The organism is Clostridium sp. DSM 17811, assembly GCF_018861905.1.
Taxonomy (GTDB): domain Bacteria; phylum Bacillota; class Clostridia; order Clostridiales; family Clostridiaceae; genus Clostridium_AD; species Clostridium_AD frigoriphilum.
Genome location: NZ_JAHLDU010000007.1, coordinates 26,734 through 43,630, shown reverse-complemented (window position 1 = coordinate 43,630; position 16,897 = coordinate 26,734). Strand labels below are relative to the sequence as shown.

The 16,897-nt window shown below is 29.8% G+C and carries 25 protein-coding genes and 1 pseudogene; 13 read left to right on the top strand and 13 right to left on the bottom strand.

Going from position 1 to position 16,897, the window contains the following annotated elements:
* Positions 1-9: 9 nt before the first annotated feature.
* The 6 genes from KPL44_RS10670 to KPL44_RS10645 form a co-directional block, all read right to left on the bottom strand.
* Positions 10-693, bottom strand: coding sequence for a response regulator transcription factor (locus tag KPL44_RS10670; protein ID WP_216249674.1), 684 nt, complete (start codon positions 691-693; stop codon positions 10-12).
* A 20-nt stretch (positions 694-713) separates the two neighbouring features.
* Complete coding sequence (locus KPL44_RS10665) at positions 714-1,898, bottom strand: tetratricopeptide repeat protein (protein ID WP_216249671.1); 1,185 nt, start codon at positions 1,896-1,898, stop codon at positions 714-716.
* A 163-nt stretch (positions 1,899-2,061) separates the two neighbouring features.
* Positions 2,062-2,229, bottom strand: coding sequence for a hypothetical protein (locus KPL44_RS10660; protein ID WP_216249668.1), 168 nt, complete (start codon positions 2,227-2,229; stop codon positions 2,062-2,064).
* A complete protein-coding gene (locus KPL44_RS10655) occupies positions 2,213-2,506 on the bottom strand; it encodes a hypothetical protein (RefSeq protein ID WP_216249665.1) in 294 nt (97 codons plus the stop codon). Before KPL44_RS10655 ends, KPL44_RS10660 begins: the two co-directional genes overlap by 17 nt.
* Before the next feature lie 236 nt (positions 2,507-2,742).
* On the bottom strand, positions 2,743-2,928 hold the full coding sequence (locus tag KPL44_RS10650; RefSeq protein WP_216249662.1) for a hypothetical protein: 186 nt from the start codon (positions 2,926-2,928) through the stop codon (positions 2,743-2,745).
* Between the two features lie 301 nt (positions 2,929-3,229).
* On the bottom strand, positions 3,230-3,463 hold the full coding sequence (locus tag KPL44_RS10645) for a hypothetical protein (protein ID WP_216249659.1): 234 nt from the start codon (positions 3,461-3,463) through the stop codon (positions 3,230-3,232).
* Positions 3,464-3,783: 320 nt separating this feature from the next.
* Between KPL44_RS10645 and KPL44_RS10640 the strand changes: the two genes are divergently transcribed.
* The gene (locus tag KPL44_RS10640; protein WP_216249656.1) at positions 3,784-4,122 is read left to right on the top strand and encodes a hypothetical protein; all 339 of its coding nucleotides are present in this window, start codon (positions 3,784-3,786) and stop codon (positions 4,120-4,122) included.
* 61 nt (positions 4,123-4,183) lie between these two features.
* Here KPL44_RS10640 and KPL44_RS10635 read toward each other — a convergent pair whose 3' ends face one another.
* The gene (locus KPL44_RS10635; RefSeq protein WP_253201723.1) at positions 4,184-5,005 is read right to left on the bottom strand and encodes an FtsX-like permease family protein; all 822 of its coding nucleotides are present in this window, start codon (positions 5,003-5,005) and stop codon (positions 4,184-4,186) included.
* Between the two features lie 227 nt (positions 5,006-5,232).
* Here KPL44_RS10635 and KPL44_RS10630 point away from each other — a divergent pair, with 227 nt between their 5' ends.
* A complete protein-coding gene (locus KPL44_RS10630; protein ID WP_216250120.1) occupies positions 5,233-5,760 on the top strand; it encodes a PadR family transcriptional regulator in 528 nt (175 codons plus the stop codon).
* Between the two features lie 121 nt (positions 5,761-5,881).
* A complete protein-coding gene (locus KPL44_RS10625) occupies positions 5,882-7,537 on the top strand; it encodes an MFS transporter (protein WP_216249653.1) in 1,656 nt (551 codons plus the stop codon).
* A gap of 226 nt (positions 7,538-7,763) precedes the next feature.
* On the opposite strand, the gene KPL44_RS10620 is transcribed toward KPL44_RS10625, so the two are convergent.
* Positions 7,764-8,273: a YbhB/YbcL family Raf kinase inhibitor-like protein gene (locus KPL44_RS10620; RefSeq protein WP_216249650.1), complete on the bottom strand. Its 510-nt coding sequence runs from the start codon at positions 8,271-8,273 to the stop codon at positions 7,764-7,766.
* A gap of 215 nt (positions 8,274-8,488) precedes the next feature.
* Positions 8,489-8,848 (bottom strand): MerR family transcriptional regulator, encoded by a 360-nt coding sequence (locus KPL44_RS10615; RefSeq protein WP_216249647.1) that lies wholly within the window; start codon positions 8,846-8,848, stop codon positions 8,489-8,491.
* Between the two features lie 86 nt (positions 8,849-8,934).
* On the opposite strand from KPL44_RS10615, the gene KPL44_RS10610 reads away from it, so the two are divergent.
* The 4 genes from KPL44_RS10610 (at position 8,935) to KPL44_RS10595 (ending at position 11,494) form a co-directional block, all read left to right on the top strand.
* Positions 8,935-9,726 (top strand): SDR family NAD(P)-dependent oxidoreductase, encoded by a 792-nt coding sequence (locus tag KPL44_RS10610; RefSeq protein WP_216249645.1) that lies wholly within the window; start codon positions 8,935-8,937, stop codon positions 9,724-9,726.
* 353 nt (positions 9,727-10,079) lie between these two features.
* Complete coding sequence (locus tag KPL44_RS10605) at positions 10,080-10,331, top strand: hypothetical protein (protein WP_216249641.1); 252 nt, start codon at positions 10,080-10,082, stop codon at positions 10,329-10,331.
* 523 nt (positions 10,332-10,854) lie between these two features.
* On the top strand, positions 10,855-11,076 hold the full coding sequence (locus KPL44_RS10600; RefSeq protein ID WP_216249625.1) for a helix-turn-helix transcriptional regulator: 222 nt from the start codon (positions 10,855-10,857) through the stop codon (positions 11,074-11,076).
* Entirely contained in the window at positions 11,057-11,494 is a 438-nt protein-coding gene (locus tag KPL44_RS10595) for a hypothetical protein (RefSeq protein WP_216249623.1), read from the top strand. Before KPL44_RS10600 ends, KPL44_RS10595 begins: the two co-directional genes overlap by 20 nt.
* Before the next feature lie 143 nt (positions 11,495-11,637).
* Here KPL44_RS10595 and KPL44_RS10590 read toward each other — a convergent pair whose 3' ends face one another.
* From KPL44_RS10590 to KPL44_RS25310, 4 genes are all read right to left on the bottom strand, one after another.
* On the bottom strand, positions 11,638-11,913 hold the full coding sequence (locus tag KPL44_RS10590; RefSeq protein ID WP_216249621.1) for a barstar family protein: 276 nt from the start codon (positions 11,911-11,913) through the stop codon (positions 11,638-11,640).
* 17 nt (positions 11,914-11,930) lie between these two features.
* Positions 11,931-12,452 carry a ribonuclease gene (locus KPL44_RS10585; protein ID WP_216249619.1) on the bottom strand — a complete coding sequence of 174 codons (522 nt, stop codon included), beginning with the start codon at positions 12,450-12,452 and terminating at the stop codon, positions 11,931-11,933.
* 173 nt (positions 12,453-12,625) lie between these two features.
* Positions 12,626-13,321 (bottom strand): alpha/beta hydrolase, encoded by a 696-nt coding sequence (locus KPL44_RS25315; RefSeq protein WP_253201721.1) that lies wholly within the window; start codon positions 13,319-13,321, stop codon positions 12,626-12,628.
* A 53-nt stretch (positions 13,322-13,374) separates the two neighbouring features.
* The gene (locus KPL44_RS25310; RefSeq protein WP_253201720.1) at positions 13,375-13,734 is read right to left on the bottom strand and encodes a hypothetical protein; all 360 of its coding nucleotides are present in this window, start codon (positions 13,732-13,734) and stop codon (positions 13,375-13,377) included.
* A gap of 325 nt (positions 13,735-14,059) precedes the next feature.
* Between KPL44_RS25310 and KPL44_RS10575 the strand changes: the two genes are divergently transcribed.
* The 6 genes and pseudogenes from KPL44_RS10575 to KPL44_RS10550 all read left to right on the top strand — a co-directional run bounded on the left by KPL44_RS10575 (position 14,060) and on the right by KPL44_RS10550 (position 16,727).
* Complete coding sequence (locus KPL44_RS10575) at positions 14,060-14,470, top strand: hypothetical protein (RefSeq protein ID WP_216249617.1); 411 nt, start codon at positions 14,060-14,062, stop codon at positions 14,468-14,470.
* Positions 14,471-14,603: 133 nt separating this feature from the next.
* A complete protein-coding gene (locus tag KPL44_RS10570; RefSeq protein WP_216250118.1) occupies positions 14,604-15,338 on the top strand; it encodes an alpha/beta hydrolase in 735 nt (244 codons plus the stop codon).
* A gap of 311 nt (positions 15,339-15,649) precedes the next feature.
* The gene (locus tag KPL44_RS10565) at positions 15,650-15,799 is read left to right on the top strand and encodes a hypothetical protein (RefSeq protein ID WP_216249615.1); all 150 of its coding nucleotides are present in this window, start codon (positions 15,650-15,652) and stop codon (positions 15,797-15,799) included.
* Complete coding sequence (locus KPL44_RS10560; protein WP_216249613.1) at positions 15,789-16,070, top strand: alpha/beta fold hydrolase; 282 nt, start codon at positions 15,789-15,791, stop codon at positions 16,068-16,070. The genes KPL44_RS10565 and KPL44_RS10560 overlap by 11 nt, the downstream gene beginning before the upstream one ends.
* Before the next feature lie 46 nt (positions 16,071-16,116).
* Positions 16,117-16,428, top strand: a pseudogene (locus KPL44_RS25305) (YbjQ family protein); the annotation flags it as partial.
* Positions 16,404-16,727: a CatA-like O-acetyltransferase gene (locus tag KPL44_RS10550; protein WP_367302943.1), complete on the top strand. Its 324-nt coding sequence runs from the start codon at positions 16,404-16,406 to the stop codon at positions 16,725-16,727. The pseudogene KPL44_RS25305 and the gene KPL44_RS10550, both read left to right, overlap by 25 nt.
* Positions 16,728-16,897: the final 170 nt, after the last annotated feature.

The following is a 16,897-nucleotide window of genomic DNA, read 5'->3' as shown; positions in this document are numbered from 1 at the left end:
CGTATCCTCTCATTTTCCAAACCTATACCCCACTCCCCAAACCGTTTTTATATAAATAGGCTTCGATGGATTATCTTCTATTTTTTCTCTTATTCTCCTTACATGGACATCAACAGTCTTTATTTCACCAAAGAAATCCTCTCCCCAAGCTAAATCTAGGAGCTTTTCCCTTGAAAGTGCTTTATTTATATTTCCCATCAATACCTCTATAAGACAAAACTCTCTGAAAGTGAATTCTATCTCCAATTCATTTCTATAAATTTTTCTTGATATTTTATCAAGTTTTAATTGGTTGTATATAAGAATATCCGAATTAATGTCATTTCTTTTTATTTTTCTTAAATTAGCATTTATCCTTGAAATAAGTTCCATAGGATTAAATGGCTTAACCATGTAATCGTCCGCCCCAATATCAAGCCCTGTTATTTTGTCCATATCTTGTCCTTTTGCCGTTAGCATTATTATACAGCAATCATAACCCTTTTCTCTTAACCTTTTACATACCTCATAACCATCAATATTAGGTAACATTATATCAAGAATTACTACATCAGGTTTTTCAGCTTCATATTTAATTAACCCATCTTCACCCGATGATGCTTCCATAACTTTAAACTTACTTAATGATAAATTTAAAGTTATAAAATCTCTAATGTGTTTTTCATCCTCAACAACAAGAACCTTTTCATTCATTTACCACCACGCCCCAATGATTATTTTATTTTCTGTAGTTGCTCTGCATTGTCTTTTACAATGCTATCTTTAAAATACCCCTTCTTCTCAAGGGTTTTAATTATTGCCAGATATTTTTGATAATATTGCGTTCCTTTATCAACTTGTTCTAAATTATAATATGACTTTGCAGTTTCTAAATAAATATCAGCTAAAACTTTTTCATCATTCATATAACTAAAATCATTTTTATCATCTTTAGCCTTCGAGTTTTTTTCTAGTTTACTGATTTGCTTTACCGCTGAATCCTCTGAAACAGTCTTTGATTCATCATATTTTTTAAGCCCATTTAAAGATTGTGCCTTTAATAAATAAAACTCTGTATCCGAAAATGCGCCAAACGTTTTATTTTTATCATTATTAACATCAATACCTTTCTGTATAGATATAAGAGCATCATTATACATATTTGCTTTCACTTGTGAATCAGCTAAAAAGTACCATTGTGATACATCGCGGCTATTTTCTTTTATTATACCTTTATAATATTTAACTACGTTTTTGAAGTATTCTTTATATAAATCTTTAGCATAGGTAACTTTTTCGCCATCAAATCTAATTAGGTCGATTACATAGGTTTTATCTGGAGCATATATTTTCCATCCTGCAAATACAAATTCCTTTTTATCAGTTTCTAAGGAAGTCTTTACTACCTCCATCTTATTCCACGTGCCTAAGTCAACTTTTTTAATATTATCATTATCAAATGTAAATAAGTTATATACTACTCCTGCATGAGTTGAGATTAGATTTCCAAATAATAAAGCTTTTTTACCATTAATAACTAGAAATTCACTATTTACTATTTTACTTCCTTCACCTTTGTACTCATATATTTTATTCCATTTACCATTTTTTTCTTTAATTACTACAAATCCCTTTTCAAAAGATTCTGGGAGATCAAAGAATGCTATAATCTCATCTTTTTTATCATTATCAACATCCACACTAATAACAGGTTTTCCAGTAGATATCTTTGATATAGCCACTAGCTTTGCTTTGTCTGGTAATAACTGTTTTGCTATTGAACTTATATCATCCTTTTTAAGCTGTGAATCTAAAAGTTTAGGCGGTTGTATTAATTCACTCGGACTTGATACAGTACACCCCCCCATAAACATTAAAGACATTACAAAAGAAAACATTAATATAGACCTTTTATTCATAACAAACACCCCTTTATATATATCGTAAACAATTGTTTTTTCCTGTCTAGATTTTCATTATAACCTTTATTTGTAATTAAATAGTTACATAGAAATAAAATAAATGGGAATGTTATATATCAATTAGTGTACTAATGAGGTTACGATTTAATTTGAATATATATTATCCTTTATATATTACTATTTGTTTATTAATAATGATTCTATGGCTTAATGTTTTAAACATAAGTCCCATAGCCTCAGCATTACCTTTAAACGTATAGGTCTTCTCTAAAAATTTTATTCCCTTATTATCTATAATTTTTGATTTTGATTCAAGTTCTGTTGCCATCCGAACCCATACTACCCATTCCTCCTTCAATGATTTCTGTTGCCACTTTTCCATCCTTAATATATGATTCTAATAGTTCCACTCTACGTGTCCGCTGTGAACCATTCATCATATCTGTGAATAATTTCCTGTCTTTTTCATCAGCTAATTGAATAGTCCCATTTACCAAGACCGACATCTTGCTTGCTGATAAAGTTGTGAATTTATATTTAACGCCTTGAGATTCTATGATTTTATTTATATTACTGTTTACTACCCGCTTTATTGCTTTATACATATTAATTTTAAAACTTATATGTCCCTCTTCTCCATTAGATATATCATTTGAATTAGAAGATATTTGATATAGTTAAATTTTCAATTTTATCTTCGCTCTCTCCTACAATTCTATACATAATAGTTGTTTTATTATTATCAAACATTACCCCATCTAAAATAACCTCTACTCCATTTTTAAACTTATAACTTTTATTAAGTTCTTGTCCCCTTCCAAGTTCATTAAGCTCTTTAATGCTACCTGAGCTTATCTTGCTGATACAGCATAACTATCATATTCTCCATGGCATCCATAGCATCTTCCTTATTTTCAGTATAAACATAAGCAAGTTTATAAAACTCATTTTTTCTTTCCATAATTAAGTTTAAAAGTGCTTCTTTATCTCCATTTTTAGCACTTTTAACAAGTAGCCGCTTTTCCAAATTTCTGCCCCCTTTGATTTTATACTTTCTTCTCTGTTCCACTATACCTACTTATATGAGTTCTTAACATTATAAAAAGTTCATATTATTTTTTTAGTTATAATATGAACACAAGTAACCCTACATCTAATTATGTAGGGTTACTTGTAACGATATATATATAATATGTATTAATTCAACCACACATTTTCTGCATTTTACCTAGTCAAACGAAATTGGAATTTATGCATCTCCTTTCATTTGTTTAGGAGCTACTCCATAAAAACGGCTAAATGCTTTAGTAAAATTTCTGTATTGTATATTAACTTATTTTTCTAGTAGCAAAGCTTATTATACTTGTTAGTATCAGCGCTGTTATAAAGGCAATGATGATACTAGAGAAAAAACCACTTAAAAAATAAGCACTGAATTTTTGCCAAATTGTTGCACCTGCTACCCAGTCTATTGCCACAAACATAACATTTTTAACATATCCAATAACGAAGAATGCAATAGCAAATATAATTATGAAAATAACAGTTGTATTTTTTCTCATTATTCCTCCTAAATACATAAAATTTTAAAATTTAATTTTATTATCATTAAACTGTCTCTTTTTGCTTATATTAATTTAGAATACATTAATAATGCAATTATAACATATATTGTATTTCATTAAAGCATTATTTTTATGAAATGGTTAGATAATGTCCTAGCTAAAATCATATATTCTTTTCATATCCAATTTACGGTAAAAATGGTATAATTAAATAAATGTTTTGTATCTCAACCATAATCAAGTGCACAGTAATTGATTAGTAATAATGATCATTTGCATAAAGAAAAGAAAATAGAACATATAATAGGAGGTTTATTTTGAATATATCACAAGTAGTACTTATAGTAGTTTCAGTAGCGATACTATTGGACAGTATAAATTTATTAACAAATACCTCTAAAATATTAGTTAAATACTCAATGAAATTAAGGACAGTTTGTAATTCCCGTATAAGAAGTGCAATAACTAAGAATCATGACAAGACAGCTAAAATACTGGGAATACAAGGTATAATATGTGGAACGCTGTTTCTAATAATTTCAATTAATATTAATAATACTGAATTGAGTAGAGGTTCAACAGGATTATTTATTCTACTGGCAATATCAGTATTCAACATATTTATATTAGGAGTAATAGTTCCATCCATTAAATAGGCGTGTTTTATTTGCGATTCCTAATTGGGTGTATATTTACTTAATATGCAATATGCCTTTTTTAAACTATTAACAACTTTTTTATAACAAAAATATTTCCTATAGCAGTTAGAATTATTCCAATAAGTATAAAACTCCATGATATAGTTGTGAATATAAACGACGGCTTTATAAAACTAATGCACAATGCTTCATAATAAGAATTTGCTTTATGATATGCAAAACTATATAAGAAATAAAGCACTATTACTGCGGATATTGCTCCTAAAAATCCAGTTATTATCCCCTCAAAAATAAATTTCCATCTAATAAACCAATCGGTTGCACCAAGATATTGCATCATATTGACTTCATTAATTCTTGGATATATAGCAAGTTCTATTGTATTCTTAATTAAAAAAAATGTTGCTACCATAAGTATAAGAAAAAGTATCACTCCTACCCATTGAATCATTTTAATCATCCCCAAAATATTATTAGGAATGTTTTGATTACTGTTAATTTTATTTACACCTTGTACCCCTTTAAACTGAGAAATTATTTTAGATATATCATTTGGCCCATTCACTTTAATTATATATGATGCTGATAGAGGAGTATTGTTTTCAAAAGCACTATCATTTACAACATTTGATGCTTGTATTTTTTTGTATATATTTCGCTGATCAGTAATCTTTATATCATCTCTTAAAGTCACCCGCACTTCATATTTGGAGTATATGCCGATAATACCCATTCTAAGATTCAACATGAATAGTACAAATATTCCCAAAATAAATAACGTTGACATTATTGAAGTCATAGAGGAAATACTAGTAGTAGCATTGTTTCTAAGATTTTTTGAAGCATCTTTTGATAACAAATTTAAAGTGCTAATCTTCATAATTATAACGACTCCTTTCTTTATCTCTTGTTAACAACCTTGATTTGCGTAAATTATACTATAATTAACCAAAATTGTAAAATAACAATTAGATACACTTATAGTTAAATCGATGTAAAAAAGAAAAGTTAACAACATATTTAAAATAATTATATCAAATTCTATATTGACAAATATATCATACACCACTATACTTTATAGTAGTATAGTGAATGGTGGTGATTAAAGTGTCTTCAATAAATTTAATAATACTTGGCTATCTGCAGCACAAAGAGAAAAGTGCCTATGAAATGGTTAAAGAATTTGATATCTGGAATCTTACTAAATGGCTAAAAATCAGTGACCCCTCAATTTATAAAAATATAATTAAATTATGCGATAATGGATATTTAAATTCAAGAACTGTTAAAGAAGGTGAAATGCCCGAAAAAACATTATATTCACTGAATGAAAAAGGAAATTCATATTTCAATGAACTAATGGAAGAAAGTTCAAAACATATAGGAAATGTTTATTTAGATTTTAATGCATTTTTAGCTAATATAGAGAATGTACCAGAAGAAAAAAGAAAAGAATACCTTGAAAACTTCAAAAACAAGGCAGAAGAACGTAGATCGTTTGTGGAGTCAATTTACAATAACGCAAAACATCAAAATGAAAGATCTGGTTCTGAATTGCTTATATTAGATCTATATAACGAATTTTATAACATTCTACAAAAATGGTCTGAAAAAGTTTTTGATCATTATAATTAATAATTGGGTGTCTCTAATAAATTTTTATATTGAGAGACATTTTTTTCGCCTAGCTACTATAATGTATAGTAGTTTATTATATACTAATATATTTAACATTATTATTTAGGAGGTTTATATTATGAACAAAAAATATCAAATCATTTCTTTTGTGGCCATTATTTTGGGGTTTTTTATGGCATTATTAGATACAACTATAGTAAATATCACTTTGCCTAAAATGACTGAATACTTTAATACTACTATGGCCCATATTTCTTGGGTAGTAAATGCCTATAATCTAGCTTTTGCAGCTATTGTACTGACTGCTTCAAGACTTTCAGATCAATTTGGGAGAAAAAAACTGTTTATTACAGGGGTATTTCTATTTACTATATCTTCACTGCTATGTGGTATTTCGAATTCCCTTGAGGTACTTATATTATTTAGAGCACTTCAAGGGCTATCTGCAGCTTTTGTTGTGACTATTGCAATGCCTCTTTCTGCTGAAATATTCCCACCAGAAAAGAGAAGAACAATTATGGCACTTTGGGGAGCTTTTGCTGGTCTTGCTGCTGCAAGTGGACCATCAATTGGTGGTATAGTAACTCAATTTTTTAATTGGAGATATATTTTCTTTATTAATGTACCTATAGGTTGTATTTGTATAATACTAACTATGAAATTCATAAAGGAATCTTATGACCCAACTGCAAGTAAAAATATAGACTTTGGTGGAATTATAACAATCTCCACTGCTATGTTTTGCTTAACTTTCGCATTAATGAAGGCTAATGAAAAAGGCTGGACTTCAATCTTTATCCTTTCCCTCTTTGCGGTTTCCGCTATAGTCCTTATACTATTTGTTATTATTGAACTAAAAGTTAAGGAGCCCCTGCTTCCACTTAGTTTATTTAAATCCGTACAATTTACAAACGGCTCGATTTCTCTATTCTTACTGGGACTTGGTATGATGTCTGGTACCTATTTGCTATCTTTTTTCCTAATTCAGGTTAAAGGATTAAATCAACTGTCAGCAGGACTTATTATTTCAACTATGTCCTTAACCTCAATGCTTTTTTCAATATTAGCTGCTATTTTGACAAAAAAATTAGGTAGCAGATTAATTAGTGCATTGGGTATTCTTTTACTTTGTGTCTCCTGCTACTTAAATAGTTCTCTTACTCAAAATTCTTCAAATATAGATATTATTTTAAGATTAATTGTTGCTGGTGCTGGTACGGGTCTTAGTATGGCAACACTAATAGGTTCTATAATGGCTAACGTTCCTGTAGATAAAATAGGAATAGCTTCTGGAATAAGTAACATGACAAGAACACTTGGAACTGTACTTGGAGTTGCCTTAGTCTTAACTATATTTACATCAAATATGACTACTCAGATATCTGATGCTAAAGACTCTGCTGTGCAAATAATACAGAATGACACTGTATTTGATAATAAAACCAAGCTGCAGATGATTTCTTCTATCAAAACAGGTAGTGATAAAAGCGTTAGTCTTTCAGCAATATTAAACACAATTGATAAAAAAGAAACTGCTGTGCTAGCTTTCTCTTCAGCCATGACTGAAAATAAAATCAAAGAAAGTTTTGAAGCTCAAAAGAAAGAAACCAAAAAAATAGTACCTGTTATCCAAGATAACTTTTTGACCTATACTGTTAAAGCTTTTAGTTTTACATTTAAAATGAGTGCTGTAATTCTTTTACCAGGTATACTTTTTGCATTATTCAGTGACAAAAAGAGATATCCTAATATAAAAAATAAGCAGGTTGTTTAAAACACAAACAATGCTTCGCGGATAGCGCTAAGGCATTAATTCAAGAAAATAAAAGTACAAAAGAGGTCATTTAACAAAGTGAAATATTCCCACTTACCCACAGTGGCAACAGGTCCTACTCAAGTGAAGTAGGACCTGTTTTTGTTCAATGGACTAATATAAATTTATATTAAAGTGTATAATCACATGTCTTAAATTGTTACATTTCTGCAGACAATATTCCCGTTTAAGAATGTGCTAATATTTTTAATTCATCAGACTCTACAACATGGCCATTAATAGCTTTATAAAAATCATTCATGAAATATCCTTGCTTTAAATCTAATTTTTTATCGAGCCCATATACTTTTAGTGTATACTCATGTTCCTTGTCTGGTGGAGTTGGTCCAGCATATCTATTTGTTATATTAGAATCAGTCTCCCCGACATATGGTGAAGCAAAGCTATTTTGACCTTGCACAACATTCAGACTATTATCTACACTTATATTTTCTGTAAGACAGTTAATGTTAGCTGGAATATTACAAACTAACCAGTGTATCCAGGTGAACCCGCAAACTGGAATAGCATCATGGTCTAAAAAAGTAATAGCTATAGATTTAACTTTATCAGAAACATCAATAAATTCAATAGGAAAAGATATACATGGACTTCCTTTATATTGATATTTCTCCTCAGCAAATTTTGAGTATTTAGCTGGTAAATAACCATTTTCTGTTGTAACATTAATTTTCATAAATTCCCATATCCTTTCTTTTTTGCAACCTAATTTTTTAAAGATTTTTACGAATATTTCTTTGTTGCATCCCGTCTCTTATACTTGAATTTTTATCATAATGTTAACCCCTTTGTTATAGATAATACATTAAAACTGTATATTTTAAAATTTGTAATTTCTTAATATACTATTAAGGAAATCTTAATGATTGGTCGATAGGAGAAAAAATGAATTTATAATAGTATTACACCTTTATAATAATTAATTTTGTCATTTAATTTCTCGAGATGTTCATTTGATTTTGCAATTTTTTTTTTAAGCGCAATTCTATGTTTTATCAGCATTTCCATCCTTTCATTCATAGTAGAATCACCTAAAGCACGCAGCTCGGCATATTTTTGAATTTCCTTAATAGGCATCTGTGTATCTTTTAATCGTTTTATAAATTGCATCCAACTCACGTCAGTTTCACTATAACAACGCCTACCATTTTGTTTGCGATTTGGAATAATTAAATTTTCTTTCTCATAATAGCGTAATGTGTATATGCTTATCTGAGTAAGATTTGAAAATTCTCCTATTGAATAATCCATCTTATCAATCTCCTTTTAATATTTGACATAGAGTTAACTCTACATTATATAATGAAAATAGTACCATATTAAAGGAGGTTTTTCAAATGAGACAAGATAATAAATACACAGTTATTACAGGAGCAAGTTCAGGCATAGGATATGAAACTGCAAATGCATTTGCAAAACGTGGTAAGAATTTAGTTATTGTTGCCCGTAACAAAGGTAATTTGGAAAAATTAAAAACGGAGATTTTAAATGATAATTCATCATTAAATGTCATAGTTAAGGATACTGATTTATCTATTATTAAAAATGTTTATAAGTTGTATCAAGACCTAAAGCCATATCAGCTTGAAACATGGATAAACAATGCTGGTTTTGGTGATTATGATAGTGTCGCTAATCAAAATTTAGAAAAGATAGAAACTATGTTACGACTTAATGTGGAAGCGTTGGTCATTCTATCTTCACTATTTGTACGTGATTATCAAAATATTGAGGGTTCAAAGCTTATAAATGTTTCATCTGCGGGTGGATATATTATTGTACCAACTGCTGTAACTTATTGCGCAAGCAAATTTTTTGTAAGTACATTTACCGAAGGGTTAGCAAGAGAATTGGAAGGATCTAATGCTAAATTACAAGCGAAAGTATTAGCACCTGCAGCTACAAGAACAAATTTCGGAAACGTAGCTAACAATATAGAAGCGTATGATTATGATAAGTCTTTTGGTACTTATCATACTAGTAAAGAAATGGCTGATTTTTTACTTCAATTACATGATAGTTGCGAGGTGGTTGGAGCAATAAGTAGAGAATCTTTTGAATTTGAGTTATTATCTCCATTATTTAATTATGCAGGAAATCCAAAACATAATCAAAGTGTTATATTATAAAAGTTGATCTAATAAGAACATGTAATAAAACAATAAACTTTGTATTTGATTAATTGTAAAATTTTAACAAGTATGTATAATTAACATGTATAGTAATCCATATCATTATAATAATTTAAGTAAACCTTAAAGAGGAAATGTTAATGATAATATGGAGGTTTTTTTAAGACCATAGTTTGCAGCTGTAATATAAACAAATTGTTTCGGTTGATTTCTTGTTGACAAAAGCATACCTTGCTAAGGTAGCGATAGCACTGGTCATGCTTCGCTACCTTAGTTCTTTTAAAAATTTAATTGACGATACATCTGACCAATGTATCGTCAAAAAATATTTAAGAGAAGGAGTGTGTATTATGTCAACAAGAAAATCAAATTCAAAACCGAAAACAAAAACAAATGAATTAATGTTGTTAGAAGCAAAAGAAAACCACAAGTTTATTATTGATTTTATTGATAATAGACACTTTCTTCCTTTTTTAAATATAGTGCTTTCTACCGTAGTCATAGGGATTATAGCAGGCATTTGTATTTACAAGGGCCAACTTGCAAATACAGCAATATTAGTTAGTGATATGCTAATGAAATTGTTTGTTGGCAGAAAGTAACCATGTTAGATAAGAGAGATTTTATACACCTCTCTTATCTTTTGGTCTATTTGTTTATTTACATACTTTAAAACCTTATTTATTGTAATTTTCAAATGAAACGCTTTAAAAATTACATATTGAATATTGATTCCGGCATATGCTTGTTTTTACCGGTATGTCGGCAGTACCCGATGGGTATTTTATAAATTAATAGCATTGGTAACCGTTATGTTCTATGTCACAGCCAAACTTTCTTAATAGGTATTATTTTATGTTAAATGTAATAATTATATTCTTCTATTGGTAGTATTGAACCTCGTACTTGAGCATTTTTTTGACAATATATAAATTTCCATATAAGTTATTGTTTATATCTTTAATTAGTTACCTTATAAGTTTAATAAGTATATCAAAGAATTTGATTAACAGTGATTTGTAAAAACAGATTTCTGTTATCTATTTATTGACAATATGTTTATATAATGATAACATGAAATAAGCTTCACATGAAGCTTGTTTCATGTTATTTGGAGGTGTCTAAGTGAAAAATAGAGTAAAAGAATTACGAACCATAGCAAATATAACGCAACAGCAGCTTTCTGATTTAGTTTCAGTTTCATCAAGAACAATTATTTCACTTGAAAAAGGACAGTATAACCCCTCGATTATGCTGGCGTATAAGATAGCTTGCGTTTTCAACACCACTATTGAAAAATTATATTGTTTAAAGGAGAATTTAAAAAATGAAGAAAAAAATATATAATAAAAACAAATTTTGGATTGGTATAATATTTTTATTATTAGCATTAATTAGCATTCCAAGTACAATTAAGCAGTTTGATAATTTAAGTACTTTAAGAAACGCCAAGTCTATTATAGTGGATGTCTTTTGTATCCTATTTGGAGTTACAGACGTATGTAGAAGTTTGAGCAGCCAATGTACAAAAGAAGATGATCAAAATGATGATGAACGAGTAAATTTAGTTAATATGAAATCAAAAGCCAGCGCTTTTAATATTACACTATTCACTTGTGCTACTGTTTTAATACTATCAATGATTGCATGGGGAGCAACGAAAAACGAGGTGTTTCTCGGCATTATTTGTTGCTTTGGCATAACTACTTCGATTATGTTTATTTCTGAAATAAGTAGCTATTTTTATCATGACAAGCGGAATTAATTTTATAATTGGTGAATACCCATTACGTACCATACAACACTATTAATTATATCCTTCAAGGTCTATGTTGAATCATATACCTTAATAGCTAATAAAAACAGCTAGCGTACAAGCTCTAGCTGTTTTTGCGTAAAAAGTACTGGTTAATATACCTTTATATTGAAATCATCATTTAAGAAGTCAGCAGTTCTTAAAAATATTTTTAATGTTTTTTCAGCGTAATCTCCTAGTAATGCTTTGCTGCATTCAAAATTTATCCATTCGATTGTCATAGGCAAATGAATATCGCATGTAAGACAGTCCCAAAGTGCATCTAAATTATTGCCATAATAATCGGGAAGTTGAAGTTCGGATTTGAGTATAGCATGAAGCTTTTCTTTACTAGTAAATTGTGTACCATCTAATATTATTTTCTTCAATGTTATTTCCCCCCCTTTTAGTTACTAGATGAATTACCGTTTGCGCCATAGTAGCAAGTGAAAGTTTGATAGTGATCTGTTGTTCCATATATTAATCCATCGTTTGAGAATAACAATCTATCAGCACCTCTATGACCGCCATTATAGTTTATGTCACATTCATGCCAAATTCTTCCTTTTGAATCTGGTAAACATTGCTCAGAATTAGTAAATATGTCTCCACCTATACTTTTTCCTTTTGCATATTTCCAAAGGTCGCTTCCAGGTCTCCAACCAAGTTTATTGGCTTGTCGTTTTGTTATATAGTTATCAGGTAAATAACTATACTGATGTATATAATTAGCCACACCTTGGAAATCATTTATTATTGTGCTCACATTCGTACTGTTAGCTTTAACTAGTTCCTTTGTTAGAGTAGCTTTAATTGTCTTGTTTGTAGTATCAGCTTTAGCTGTAGTTGTAAGAGAGAAATTAAATAGTGTCACAAGTACAAAAGCAAAAATTAAAAATAAGTTTGTTTTTTTTATGAACTTGTTCATAATTGTATCATTCCTTTCTTTATAATATTTATATACAATATGATTAATTTGTAGTAAATATTATAGTTTCCATAAAATTATAAAAAACATGCATCAAACAAAGGCCGTGAGATTTTTATTCTCACGGCCTTTGTCCTTTTTTATATTATATTAACGGGCTTTTAACTAATAAGCTAAAGAAACTTTTTTATTTCATCAAATTCCAAATCTGGTCGGCTAGCTTGACAGTGTTCTGCACCACCAGTTTTTTTGGTAAAGACTTTCGTTGTAATTGAGGCCGCATTACAGAGTTCTTGTTGAATTTGTGGAAGTCTTGAAATTAGAACATATTGGTCATTTTCTCCCGCTAGTAGTAATACATCCTGATTAACTAATTGTCCGATACCCTTCATTGTGTGACGTTCAAAGTTTTTAAGCAGACCATAAGGAGTTGTTTCGCCGGTATTCTCATAACTTTTGTTAACTTTCCAATTGAGATCAATGTCATTAACCATCATTTTATTAATGGTGGAATTTAATTTATCAGTTTGATTATCTTTAATCAAACTCATCAGAATATCTGCTTTTAGTTTAGGCATGCCTTGCGTTAATTCATCTAGACCACAGTAAAAAATGTCTAACGCAATAATTTTGTCAATACGTTTTTCAAAGGCAGCAGCACGCATAACAAAGTAACCTCCCCAAGACATACGCATCAAACTTACACTTTGTAAATTAAAATAATTAATTATAATTGAAACCGGCTTTTCCCAATTCATAATAAATTTCAGCCCATTTTTCAAAGCTGTACCTTGTCCAGGCCCGTCGAAAATAATAATATTGTAATCTATGTTTTTCAAAAATCTCATCATAGGAATAATTTCTTCCATGTAACCATCGTAACCACCAAAGACAAGCAGAGTTTTGTGTGCACCCTTATTTATTAATTTAATAGTCGGTAAAATGAGTTTTCATAAGGAACATCATACTGCTCGAATTCAAATTCATGATATCCCTTATAAAAGTTCTCACGAAAGCCGTCATACATTTTTTGTTTATTGGGGTCAGTTGTTGATAAATAAAAATCAGCTGCTTTATAGTAATTTGAGGCAATACTATAATCACCATTTTTTTCTCGCTTGGCAGCAAATTGTGACCAACTTTTATACCAACCCTTAGTATCTACTAATTGTGGAATAATTTTCTTTAAATCAGCCTGTACTTTTGAATTGTCTTCATAGTCACGAGTAAAACGATTGATTTGTAAATCGAATTGCTCGTTGCCTGTGTATTTCTTGAACATAAATATAACCTCCCTTAATTACTCTCTGGTTAATTTTGACCAGATTCATATTTAATTTATACTTAAAGTATAGTAACAATCTAATTGACAGACAATTTACAAAATCGTACAATGTATTAGTAATCGAACTAAATAAGCTAATTTGTATGAAACCGTACAAAAGGGGTGAAATTAAATGGTAGAAGACGTGCGCATTATTAAAAATAAAAGAAATATTGAAGCTGCACTTATTAATTTATTAAAGTAAAAAGATTTTATTCATATTACAATTAAGGACATTTGTGAAGCATCTTTAACAAGTCGTTCTACTTTTTATAGTCATTATTTGGATAAATACGATCTGTTAGAAAAAATCGTAAATCATTACGCTGATCTCATTAAGCAGAAAGCTCAAATACGCTTTTTTCAAATGCAAAGTGACAATATCGAAACGTTTATTAAAGAGGCGGCTCAGACTTACTCACAACATCAAAAGGATTTAAAAGTGTTGTTAAAGGTTCATATTCCTAATGGGGATTTACGCGCAAAAATTGAAGAGATTCTTTTTTCACAATGTCATGCCTTTTTACAAGAACAACAAAAGATGACAATTGTTTCAACGGAGTTATTAGCCAGACTTTATGTGGCCAATGTTTTTGCACTTATAAATTGGATATTAGAACATGGAGTGGATGATCAAACTATTCATTTTGCTAACAAGGTACAAAACTATATCTTTAAAATATTGTCCATATAACATACTTATTCATTTTATCAATATTATTCTGACTCTTGGATAAAGCACTAGTAGTATAAATAAATACTTTATGTGATACTTGTTAAAAAATGCGAATTACAGAGTATTTATATTTTATGGAGGAGAAATTATGATTCTAAAACAAAATTTGAAAATAAAAAATATCCCTGCAATTTTATGGGGCGACAAATCAGATAAGATATTCGTAGTGGTGCATGGTAATATGTCAAATAAGGCAGACGATGCTATTGTTGTATTTGCCGAAGAGGTAACAGTACTAGGTTATCAAGTGCTTAGTTTCGATTTGCCTGAACATGGTGAGCGTAAGGATGAAAACTATTCTTGCAAGGTCCAAAACTGTGTTCGAGACCTTAACACCATTATGCATTATGCAAAATCATTATCAAATGATATAAGTCTATTTGCTTGTAGTATGGGAGCATATTTTAGCCTATTAGCATACAGCCAGGATCAGTTGAAACAATGTTTGTTTCTCTCTCCTGTGGTAAATATGGAACGTATCATAAATAATATGATGATATGGTTTAGCGTAACTGAGAATAGACTAAAAACAGAAAAAGAAGTTTCGACACCTATTGGACAAACACTCTATTGGGATTACTACTGCTATGTGAAAGAACATCCTATTGTTGCTTGGAATAATCCAACCTCAATTCTCTATGGCTCGGAAGATAACTTATGTGAATTTGATGTGGTAGCCGCATTTGCAAAACGCTTCAATTTTGAGTTACAAGTAATGGAGCAAGGCGAACACTATTTCCACACCGAAGAACAACTACAATTTTTCAGACAGTGGCTGAAAAAACATATCAATGTCAACTTTTTTAAAGGCACACTAACAAATTGATATGCCTTTTATGTTTTTGTCAGTATAAATACTTTATGTTGACCCTACTTAGGTTATGACACGAACTTTTAATGTTTTTTCATCCATTTTATCATTATTATTTTGACTCTTGGATAATGCAATAGTAGTATAATTGAATATATATTATTGGTTCCAGGTGGACAAATTCAGATATCAACTACCCTCAAATATTTCGTAGATCCATTAAATTACTAAAAAACAAGAAAAATAATATAAATAATGAACTTTTTATATTATCTTTCGTTAAATCAATGTAATATAAAATATTCTAATCAAGGAGGGTACACAAAGTGACATATCAGGAAGAGAACATCCGACTAAATGCAGGCATAGAGACCATTTATGGAACTGTCAATTGGGTTCAAATGTTACATAATGATAAACGATTTTTAAAGATTGACATTTTAGGTCATAGTGAGGGTTCTTTAATTGGTATATGACCCTGCAGTGAAGATTAATAAGCTTAACATTCCTGTACTTATTATTCAAGGCAGCACTGATTTACAAGTTACTGTGGATGATGCAATGATTTTAAAGAATTCTAACCCTGATGCTGTATTAAAAATAATAGATGGAATGAATCATATTCTAAAAGATGCCCCGATTGAACAAGAAAAAAATTTAAAAACATATAGTAATCCTAAATTACCTTTATCTTCTATGTTTAAAGAAAGTTTAATTAATTTTATGAAGGATACATTTAAATTATAGGAAACAAAATAATATTAAGAGATTTTTATTTAGGGAGGTAGATTGAATGATAGTTGTTACAACTGAAAATATTACTGGATACAAGGCACTAGAAGTAAAAGGTCAAGTTTTTGGATTAATTGTAAGAAGTCGTGGATTAGGTGGTAATATCATGGCTGGGTTAAGAAGTCTAGTTGGTGGAGAAATTCATGAGTATACATCAATGCTTGAAGATGCACGTAAACAAGCGCTTGACCGATTAGTTAAAAATGCAACTGTAATGGGAGCGAATGCGGTGGTAATGATGAGATTTGATTCTAGCGAGATCGGTCAGAATATGATGATGGTTTTGAGATGTTTTATAAACGTTATATTACAGACATGGAACAACATGAAACCAATCATGGTATTATGTCATCAAAGGGTGCACCGCCTTCTAACAACTATATCATATCTTGTGTTCCGTGGTTTACCTTTAATAGTTTATCCATGAATCTGCAAGATACAAAAAAATATTATGCACCGATTTTTGAAGCCGGCGGATTTGTTGAAACTAATGGTAGGACTACAATGCCTTTATCTATTACGGTTAACCACGCTACGGTGGATGGCTATCAAATAAAGGTGTTTTTAGATGAATTACAACGGACAATGAATCATCCTGAAGAGTGGATGTAAAGATTTTAGTTCTATTTTTTTATAATAGAATTAAGATTTAAAGTAGAAATAACTGCGGCTAGGGGAAATATTTTTCGCCAGTACCTTAATCAAATGATAGAATGATCACTAGGATTTATTTTGTTAGACAATTATTATGTCGTTCTCTATATCATCTCTTTGCGTTATAA